The following is an 8,901-nucleotide window of genomic DNA, read 5'->3' as shown; positions in this document are numbered from 1 at the left end:
GGTTCGGGCACACGATCTATCGCCGACATGATCCGCGCTTCGACCTCCTCCTCGAGCGCGTCGCCCGACTCCCCGACCCGGCGGGTCGGCTGCAGACGGTGTCGGAGCTGCGAACCCGCGCCGGGAGCCACGTCGCCCAACCGCCGAACGTCGACCTCGCGCTCGGCGCACTCACGTACGTCGCCGACCTCCCTCCGGGATGCCCGCTGTTCGCCGTGGCCCGCCTCGCCGGGTTCGCCGCGCACTACCGCGAGGAGATCGACGAGCGCCCCGTCCGATACCGAGGACTCTCCTACTGAGCGTTCGACAGCAAGATGCGCGTTGGTGCCTGGCACCAACGCACATCTTGGTGGACGGAGCGCGGCGTCAGAAGGGCGTGGTGCAGTGGGGCGCCGGCATCCATCCGAAGAACACATCGGCGCGAGCGAGATCGTCGCCGATCAGCCGTCGTTCGGCCGCGAGTTCGGTCGCGCTCACCCCACCGAGCAACAGCGCTCCCATCGCGGCGCGCGTCATGGTGAGGTCCGGCGCAACATTGGTGCGCACCGAGACGGCGCCGTCGATCCCGCCCTCGACCCGCCAGCGTTCGCCGTCCACGTCGACCACGAGAGCATCGGCGTCCCGGTATCGGCGCGCGGCCAACAGGTCACCGACACGGCGCGGGCACAACCACAAGAAGTCGTGCAGCGCGGTCGTCTTCACCGCACGCGGGTTGGTCAGGAGAGACGCGAGCGGATCGTCGAGCGCCACCGAACGATCGGAACGGACGGGACCGACGAGATCGTGTGACAGCACGAGGTTCCACAGCGCCGCACGCGCCTCGTCGGTACACGCCACGAGATCGTCGAGGCAGAGTTCGTGACGGGCGTCGAACTCGCTCCAATTCTCGGTGATCGTCCAGATCGCGTACCCGTCACGGTGCAGCACACCCGCACGCCGTCTCGATCCCTCGGACATTCGCATCCGGATCCACGCGGGCGACCGGGACACCTCTCCGACCTGTCCACGGCGGTAGCGGTCGTAGATCTCGGCGAGCCGATCGACCTCGACGAGCGGATCGATCAGGGTGAGCCCACCCGGTGAGGGCTGGAACCGGTCGGAGAACTCCACCCGTCGACGGTCGATCTCGATGTGACGCCAACTGGTCGCGGCGCCGTACCCGAACCGTTCGTAGATTCCGGCCTCGCTCGCCTGCAGACCGGCGATGGGCTCGCCACGTTCGTCGATGTCGGCATGCACGGCATCGATCAACCTGCGGAGGATGCCCTGGCGTCGGTGGGTCGCTGCGACCGACACCCACGTCGTGCCGGCCATCGGAACGACCACTGCCCCGGGCAGCGTGATCTCGAGTTCGTGCGAACCGGCGAAACCAACGAGCGTGTCGCCGTCGAACGCGGCGCGGAACCGGTCGAGATCGAGCAGTTCGGTCCAGACGATTCGTTGCTCGGCCGTGAAGGACCCGCCGAAGGCTTCGCTATCACGACGGAAGATCGCATCGAGGTCGTCGGCAACGGGAACGCGAATCTCGATCATCACACGATCATGGCCGAACGGAGGCCGAACCAGCGCGGGGATTTCGATCGCACCGACGGCGTCGCGCGCCGGACGGGTCGCGCGACGATCAGTCGGTGCGCGTGATCAGGAACAACACGGCCGACTCCGGGTGCAGCGTGGGCGGTTGGATCCCGTGGGTCTCCAACTGCCGACCGGTCAGGGTCACTCCGGTGGACATCCATGACGGTTGTGTCCGGCCCACGAGCGGAGGTCCGAACGGGATGGCGAGATGCTCGATCCGATATGTCGCATCGGGGTCGAGGCCGGGCAGACGGAGGGGCGGAGGAATCTGGCTCGCAGCGGTGGTCAGTTGAGCGAACGACACGACCGCCCGCGATCGATCGCGGGCGTAGACCCCGTGCGCGTTGTATGCGTCCTCGGTCGAGAACCTGACGGTGTCGCCACCGTGCAGCAGATCCCGATGTTCCTTGTACAGCCCGATCATCGCCCGCAACGCGGTGCGCTCTCGGTCGGTCAGTTGCGTGACGTCCCACTCGACGCCGAGGTGGCCGAAGAGCGCGGTCGCTGCCCGGAACGCAAGCGACTGTGTGCGCGCCGTGGTGTGTGATCGTCGCGGCCCGATGTGCGCCCCCATCACCTCGGGCGGGATCAACATCGAGGCGCCTCGCTGGATCGTCTGACGTTCGAGCGCGTCGTTGCAGTCGCTCGTCCACACCCGTTCGGCGCGCCGGAGCACCTCGAGATCGATGCGCGCGCCACCGCTCGAACACGACTCGATCTCGACCGTCGGGTGCTTCGAGCGCAGCGTGTCGACGAGCCGGTAGAACGCGAGCGTCTGCGCCCGACTTCCGGATGCGCCGTCGTCACCGCTGGCCTGGATGTGGTCGCGGTTCATGTCCCACTTGACGTACGCGATGTCGTGATCGCGCAGCAGTGCATCGAGATGCCCTTCGATGAAGTCGAACGCGTCCGGGTTGGCCAGGTCGAGGACCAGCTGATGGCGACCCAGCACCGGCTCGTAACCCTCCGTCACCAGCGCCCACTCCGGATGGGCGCGATGCACAACGCTGTCCGGGTTGACCATCTCCGGCTCGACCCAGATCCCGAACTCCATCCCGAGACCGGTGACGTGGCTGATCAGAGGGTCGAGCCCGTCGGGATACACCGCGTCCGACACCCACCAGTCGCCGAGTCCGCGCGTGTCGTCGCGACGCGATCCGAACCAGCCGTCGTCGAGCACGAAACGTTCGATCCCGAGGGCGGCCGCTGCATCGGCGAGCCCCTTCAACCGCTCGGTGTCGTGATCGAAGTAGACCGCCTCCCACGTGTTGAGCGACACCGGGCGAGGGCTGCTCGGGTGCACGTCGAACGAACGAACAGCCTCGTGGAACTGCCACGTCGCGGGAGTGAGACCGCCCGTCGAGTGGACACCGTGGAGATCGGGGGTTCGGTACGACTCACCCGGCTCGAGCACGACCTCGCCGGGGTGCAGCAGTTCGCCGGCCTGCACGTAGCGCCGCCCATCGGGCAGCCGATTCGCGAGGATCGTGTGGTTCCCGCTCCACGCGACGTGCACGCCGTACACGTCGCCCGTCCATTCTCCGAACCCGCTCTCGCCGGCGAAGAACAGCGGGGGCGATTCGTGCGACGTGCGGCCACGCCGGTTCTCGATCAGAACGTCCCCGCGCCGCCAGTCGCGACGGACGGGATGGAACTCGCGTGACCAGCGGCCGTCGAACGTCAGCAGTTCGTCGATGTGCTGGGCGATCGGCAGGGTGACCGTGAGGGCGTCGAGCGAATAGCGCCGGGCGGCGGTGTTCGTGACCTCGGCGGCGACCCGCAGGGTGTGGCCGAGAGAGATCGTGGTGCGAAGTCGGAGTTCGGCGATCTCATCGACGGCATCGACGATCAAGGTGTCGCCACGGACTTCGGATCCGACCGTCGCGAACCTCGGGGCCCACGCGCGGCCGCCTCCACGCCGACCGACGAGACCGGGTCGACCGACGAAACCCGATCCATGCTCGGGGACGACGCTGATCGGAGCGACGGTGTCGAACGTTCCGTGGACCAGCGGACGGTCGAGAGCGGACACGATCGCGTCGATCTCGGCGCCTTCGCCGAGTGAACGGCCCCAGAAGACGATCGTGGGGGCACCGGTCGACACGTCGACGACGACGTCGACGGCCTCGGACCGGTACTGCTTCGACAGACGGACCAACGACGACATCACGCCGCGCGAGTCTCGCGTGACGGGGCGGACCCGACCCACTTCGTCACCCGTTGTCGGCGCCGAGTGTCAGCGCGACTCCCTGTCGTCGGCGTCGGCATCGGCGTCGCGACCGGTGGGCTCGGAATCAGAAACGGCAGCCTCGGCGTCAGACTCACGGGTGACATCGGGATCGTCGGCATCCAGGACGTCCTCGACATCATCGTTCGCGGCGACTTCGTCGGCGTCCAGGTCATCACCATCGTGACCCTCGACGTCCGGATCGAATCGCGGGGGAGGGTCCGGCCGCAGACGCAGGACGAGGAACAGCACCACACCGATGACGACGGAGCCGAGGGCGACCCACTGGTTCCAGCGGAACGGACCGACGTCGTCAGCCGGGTCGACGCGCAACCCTTCGACCCAGAACCGACCGATGCCGTACGCGATGAGATACAGCCCCATGAGCGACCCACCGGTCGGGCGCCAGCGACGATCGATGTACAGCAGCACTCCGACGGTCGCCAGGCTCCACAGCGATTCGTAGAGGAACGTGGGATGGAACGTGGTCCCGACCTCGAACATCTGGCCGGTGGCAGGATCCTCGACGAGGTGACTGGCATCGATTTCGAGCGCCCACGGAAGATCGGTGGCGCGCCCGTAGAGCTCCTGGTTGAAGTAGTTCCCCCAGCGCCCGATCGCCTGGGCGAGCGGGATCGCCGGAGCCGCACACGTGGCCGCGATCCCCAACGGAATCCCCCGCCTGTGCGCCATGTACAACCCGACCGGGATCCCGAACAGGAGACCGCCCGGGATCCCGAGTCCGCCCTCCCACAACTTCGGGATGGCGCCGTAGTTGCCCACGAAGCGATCCCAGTCGGTCGCGACGTGGTACAGCCGTGCCCCGATCACTCCAGCGATCACTGCCCAGATGGCGATCGAGCTGGCGTCCTCGGACGTGCCGGCACCCCGCTGCTCGAGGCGGCGCCCGAACAACCACACGGCGGCAACGACACCGAGGGCGATCATCAGCCCGTAGATGTTCAGGCTGAGTGGCCCGATGTCGATCGAATTGAACGACGGGCTCGGGATGCTCGCGAGCATGCTCAACGGGTCACCCGCTCGATGAACGCCAGGCTGCGCTCATTGATCAGTTCACGATCGAAGTCCTGCGTCGCCACGTGGAAACTGCGCTCCAGAGTGACGAAGTCGACGTCACCGCCCGCTGTGTCGCGGAGGTGCGCGCTGTTGTCGGGTGGAACGACGTGGTCGTCGGTCGACGAGAAGATCAGCAGCGGGACCTCGAGTTCGCCGTAGCGATCGGCGATCGGGGCGAGTCCATCGTTGGTGAGCGACAGCAGTTGCCGCAACGGAGTGCCCTCGTAGGCGATCTCGACCGCGTCGGGGTCGGCGATGTCCCCGCCGATCGACGGCGACACCTCGACACCGTCCTCGAGCAGCCCCTCGACCAACTCGACCATCTCCGGATCGTGCGGCGTCGTTGCTGCGTTCACGCAGATCAGACCCTTCAGCCGGTCGTCGTCGAGACGCTGGAGCCCGGTCCACAGGGTGAGGGTGCCACCCATGCTCAACCCGATCACCACGATCCGATCGGCACGCTCGACCAATCGGTCGTAGGCCGCTGCTGCTTCGTCGGACCAGTCGGACCAGCAGGTCGTCTGCATGTCGGCCAGGGTCGTGCCATGCCCCGGGAGGCGGGGTTGTTCGACGTGGTACCCGGCGGCCGCGAACGCCTGCGCCTGCGCCGCCATCGACGACGGGTTGCCGGTGAAACCGTGGAGGACCAGAACACCGGTGCTCGCCGAACCAACGTGGGCGAATGGCTCGCATCCATCCATGACCTCGAGTTCGCTCATCCCCACTGTCTAGTGGGCGCCGATCGTTCCGCCACCTCCGACGTCGGCTCCGACCGCACCGCGGAATCGACGGTGCGCTGCACAACGCACCCGACCGTGTGGGCTCAGCCCGATCCGGCCTGGTGGGCGCGGCGTCGCTCACCTGCAGCACGGAGCGCGTCCCGGTTGTGCTCACCGATCGCCATGAACGCTTCACGCCAGTCGTCGCTCCCCCATCGGAACGGTGCCTGCACGGTGCTACGTGGCGCAACGGCCGAGTCGACGACGTCGAGCGCGAGCGACACGATCGCCCGTTGCATCGTCCGATCGTCGGGCTTGCCACAGGGATTTCCGAGCGGGAAGTCGACGAAGACGAACCGGGCGACGCCGGCTTCCTCGACGATGTCGCGCGCACTGCCGACAACCACCGTCGCGACACCGGACTCCTCGAGACGACGTGCAACCAGACTCACGGTCTGGTGACACACGGGTCAAAGCGGGACGAGCAGTGCGATGTCGACGCCGTCGGCAGCACACCATTCGGCGATCTGGTCGGCATCGAGCCCGGTCTTGCGCTGGCTGTATTCGGTGGGAACGCCGAAGAAGCGATGGTTCAGCGAACCGATCACCCCGTCGTCGGCCAGCGATCGCAGCGCTCCGACCGGCAGGAACGACTCGTTGTCGTCGGTGTGCGTCGCCTGCTTGTCCCATGACAGGTCATCGGTGAACATCGCCGCGGGAACGTCGTCGACCGGGTGGTGATACACCTGCTTGTCGGTCGCCGGCGCACCGAACGCCGAGTCGTGGTGGTGCAGGAACGACGTGGTGACGACGGCGACGTTCGATTCGGCCAGCGGTGTGGTGGGGCGGCTGAACGCCACGTCGTCGAACGCAGCCCATCGGTACGCCTGCTCGTACCCCTGTGCCTGGTAGTACTCGCGCGACTTGTCGATGTAGCTGACGAAGCTCCGATTCACGATCTGGCGATCGGGACGATGTGACCCCTGAGACATGCTGCGACCGTATCCCGCCCACCGATGCGCGTCGGTGCCAGGCACCAACGCGCGTTTTCGTCGTCAGGTCGGCCAGGTGTCGCTGACGCGGTAGCCGAGCGGCCACGGATCGGTCGCGTCGAACTCGTAGGTGCGGGTTCCGTAGCGCCAGGCGCGCCCGCTGACGGTCGGAACGATCGCCGCCCGACGATGCTCGCCCTCACCGATCTCGGTGTCGGACTCGATCGTGCCGACGAACTCGGATCCGATCACCGACCGCATCCGTAACCGGTCGCCGACGCTCATCACGCCCTGAGCCCGCAGCAGCGCCATGCGTGCGGAGACTCCAGTTCCCGTCGGTGACCGATCGAGCTTGCCGGGCTCGACGACGACCGTGTTGGTCATCGTGAAGTCTCCGGCGTCGTCCCGGCCGAGCGGACCGGCGATCTGACAGAACGAGAAGTGCTCCCACGTCGTCGTCGGATGTCGGAAGGTCAACTGTTCGTTCGCGGCACGGGTGATCCGTGAACCGAGTCGGGCGAGTTCGAGGCCGTGTTCCGCGTCGATCTCGAGACCGAGGTCGGCCGCGTCGACCATCACGAAGCTGTCACCACCGAACGCCGTGTCGACTCGAATCGATCCGAATCCGTCGAGCTCGATCCGCTGATCGGTCGATGCGGCGAACGATGCGACGTTGCGCACCGTCACCGAGGTCACCTTGCCATCCGCACAGTCGGCGCGCACGGTCACCAGTCCGACGGGTGCCTCGAGCACGACCGTGCTCACCGGCTCGGTCATCGGCACGATGCCGGTCTCGAGAACGACGGTTGCGACACACATCGAGTTCGAACCGGACATCGGCGGCGTGTCCATCGGCTCCATGATGATGAACCCGATGTCAGCCGCCGGAACGGTCGGCGGGACGAGCAGGTTGACGTGGCGGAAGACCCCGCCACGCGGCTCGTTGAGCATGAGGCTCCGGAGACGCTGGTCGGCAGCGATCCATCTCGACTGTTCCCACACCGTCTCACCGGGCGGCACCGCGACGCCGGACACGATGACATCGCCGACCTCGCCCTCCGCGTGGCAGGCGACGACCTCGATCGGTCCGGTGACGAAATCGTGCACGGTCAGTACGGATCGTGGTCCGACAGCGGCAACGCCCACCAATCGTTCGGTGCGTGCTCGTCCGCCGCTCCGTCGGTGATCGGATGGATGCAGTCGACCGGGCAGACCGGAAGGCACTTGTCGCAACCGCTGCACAGTTCCGGGATGATCACGACGTCCGCCCCGTGGTTGAAGATCGCACCGAAGTGCGGCGGACAGTGACGCAGGCACGCATCGCAGTTGATGCAGTCGAGCATGTCGATGAAGAGCGGCGGGTTCTGCCACTTCTCGTTGCGCTGCCTCAGTTCGATCCGCCCATCTCGGGTGATCGTCTCGCCGGCCATCGACGGATTGTAGGACGCGACGCCACAGCGGTCGTCCTTCGGACGATGATGCTCCTCCTGGAGTCGTATCCTTCCGCCGATGGCCGTTCAGACCGCGCCCGGGCAACGGCGACGCGTCGAACGGTCCGCGCTCTGGGCGTTCGTCCCCGTCGTCGCGATGTTGCCGTTCACCGTGCTGTCGCTGTTCCTGGCGTGGCTCCCGATCGGGTTGTTCACCGACGTGGCGTTCGTGTGGGTGCTCCTCGGCTTCGCGGCGACCGGGCCGCTGCTCTTCATCCGCCGCTTCCAGGTGTTGGTCCTCACCCCGGTCCTCGGTGCCCGCCGACCGACCGTTTCGGAGGAGGCCGCGATCGCACCGCTGTGGCGCGAGATCGTGATGACCAGCCGGCTCAAGCCCGACCACTACGTCGTGCGAATCCTGCCGTCCGACGACCTGAACGCATTCGCGTGCGGCGGCCACCTCGTCGTCGTCACGTCGTTCGCCGTCGAGGAGTTGTCGACACCCGAGCTCCAGGGGGTGCTCGCCCACGAATTGAGTCATCACCTCGGCCTCCACACCGTCGCGATCACCATCGGCCACTGGCTGTCGATGCCCGTCGTCGTGTTCGCCCGGATCGGTGTGTACCTGGAGAACGTCGCAACGGCCGCTCGCGAGTCGTTCGGGCGCGACTCGCCCGCCATCGAAGGCGTGGCCCGAGCCGCGGCCTACGCGATTCACGCCGTGTCGTGGATCTTCACCGCCGGGATCCGCGCCGGTACCGCCCTGAGCAACCTGGTGAGCCATCAGTCCGAGTTCGACGCCGACCAACGTGCGGTTCGGATGGGCTTCGGACGGGAACTGTCGAGCGCGTTGCGTCGGGTGCTGGCCGCCGGCCAGAGTC

The 8,901-nt window shown here is 67.1% G+C and carries 10 protein-coding genes; 2 read left to right on the top strand and 8 right to left on the bottom strand.

Features of this window, described 5'->3' with window-relative positions; genetic code table 11:
• Nucleotides 1-299, top strand: a 299-nt coding sequence (locus tag WBV89_RS18655) for a citrate/2-methylcitrate synthase (RefSeq protein ID WP_423982832.1), incomplete at its 5' end; no start/stop codon positions are given.
• 67 nt (nt 300-366) lie between these two features.
• Here WBV89_RS18655 and WBV89_RS18650 read toward each other — a convergent pair.
• From WBV89_RS18650 to WBV89_RS18615, 8 genes are all read right to left on the bottom strand, one after another.
• On the bottom strand, nt 367-1,533 hold the full coding sequence (locus WBV89_RS18650) for a GNAT family N-acetyltransferase (protein ID WP_423982831.1): 1,167 nt from the start codon (nt 1,531-1,533) through the stop codon (nt 367-369).
• An 88-nt stretch (nt 1,534-1,621) separates the two neighbouring features.
• Nucleotides 1,622-3,742 (bottom strand): alpha-galactosidase, encoded by a 2,121-nt coding sequence (locus WBV89_RS18645; protein ID WP_423982834.1) that lies wholly within the window; start codon nt 3,740-3,742, stop codon nt 1,622-1,624.
• Between the two features lie 69 nt (nt 3,743-3,811).
• Nucleotides 3,812-4,825: a prolipoprotein diacylglyceryl transferase gene (gene lgt / locus WBV89_RS18640; protein WP_423982833.1), complete on the bottom strand. Its 1,014-nt coding sequence runs from the start codon at nt 4,823-4,825 to the stop codon at nt 3,812-3,814.
• Between the two features lie 2 nt (nt 4,826-4,827).
• Complete coding sequence (locus WBV89_RS18635) at nt 4,828-5,598, bottom strand: alpha/beta hydrolase (RefSeq protein WP_423982830.1); 771 nt, start codon at nt 5,596-5,598, stop codon at nt 4,828-4,830.
• A 104-nt stretch (nt 5,599-5,702) separates the two neighbouring features.
• Nucleotides 5,703-6,050 carry a hypothetical protein gene (locus WBV89_RS18630; RefSeq protein WP_423982829.1) on the bottom strand — a complete coding sequence of 116 codons (348 nt, stop codon included), beginning with the start codon at nt 6,048-6,050 and terminating at the stop codon, nt 5,703-5,705.
• An 18-nt stretch (nt 6,051-6,068) separates the two neighbouring features.
• Nucleotides 6,069-6,590, bottom strand: a complete 522-nt coding sequence (locus WBV89_RS18625; RefSeq protein ID WP_423982828.1) for a glycine/sarcosine/betaine reductase selenoprotein B family protein — start codon at nt 6,588-6,590, stop codon at nt 6,069-6,071.
• A 63-nt stretch (nt 6,591-6,653) separates the two neighbouring features.
• On the bottom strand, nt 6,654-7,697 hold the full coding sequence (locus WBV89_RS18620) for a proline racemase family protein (RefSeq protein WP_423982827.1): 1,044 nt from the start codon (nt 7,695-7,697) through the stop codon (nt 6,654-6,656).
• Nucleotides 7,698-7,699: 2 nt separating this feature from the next.
• The gene (locus tag WBV89_RS18615) at nt 7,700-8,020 is read right to left on the bottom strand and encodes a 4Fe-4S dicluster-binding protein (RefSeq protein ID WP_423982826.1); all 321 of its coding nucleotides are present in this window, start codon (nt 8,018-8,020) and stop codon (nt 7,700-7,702) included.
• 79 nt (nt 8,021-8,099) lie between these two features.
• Here WBV89_RS18615 and WBV89_RS18610 point away from each other — a divergent pair.
• A partial coding sequence (locus tag WBV89_RS18610; RefSeq protein ID WP_423982825.1) for a M48 family metalloprotease occupies nt 8,100-8,901 on the top strand: 802 nt, incomplete at its 3' end.

The organism is Ilumatobacter sp. (assembly GCF_049588435.1).
Classification (GTDB): Bacteria; Actinomycetota; Acidimicrobiia; order Acidimicrobiales; family Ilumatobacteraceae; genus Ilumatobacter_A.
This window is presented reverse-complemented; position numbering and strand designations above follow the sequence as displayed.

Coding starts and splice junctions, on each gene's coding strand:
- WBV89_RS18650 (WP_423982831.1), bottom strand. CDS start 1,533: ATGATCGAGATTCGCGTTCCCGTTGCCGACGACCTCGATGCGATCTTC.
- WBV89_RS18635 (WP_423982830.1), bottom strand. CDS start 5,598: ATGAGCGAACTCGAGGTCATGGATGGATGCGAGCCATTCGCCCACGTT.
- WBV89_RS18625 (WP_423982828.1), bottom strand. CDS start 6,590: ATGTCTCAGGGGTCACATCGTCCCGATCGCCAGATCGTGAATCGGAGC.
- WBV89_RS18615 (WP_423982826.1), bottom strand. CDS start 8,020: ATGGCCGGCGAGACGATCACCCGAGATGGGCGGATCGAACTGAGGCAG.
- lgt (WP_423982833.1), bottom strand. CDS start 4,825: ATGCTCGCGAGCATCCCGAGCCCGTCGTTCAATTCGATCGACATCGGG.
- WBV89_RS18645 (WP_423982834.1), bottom strand. CDS start 3,742: ATGTCGTCGTTGGTCCGTCTGTCGAAGCAGTACCGGTCCGAGGCCGTC.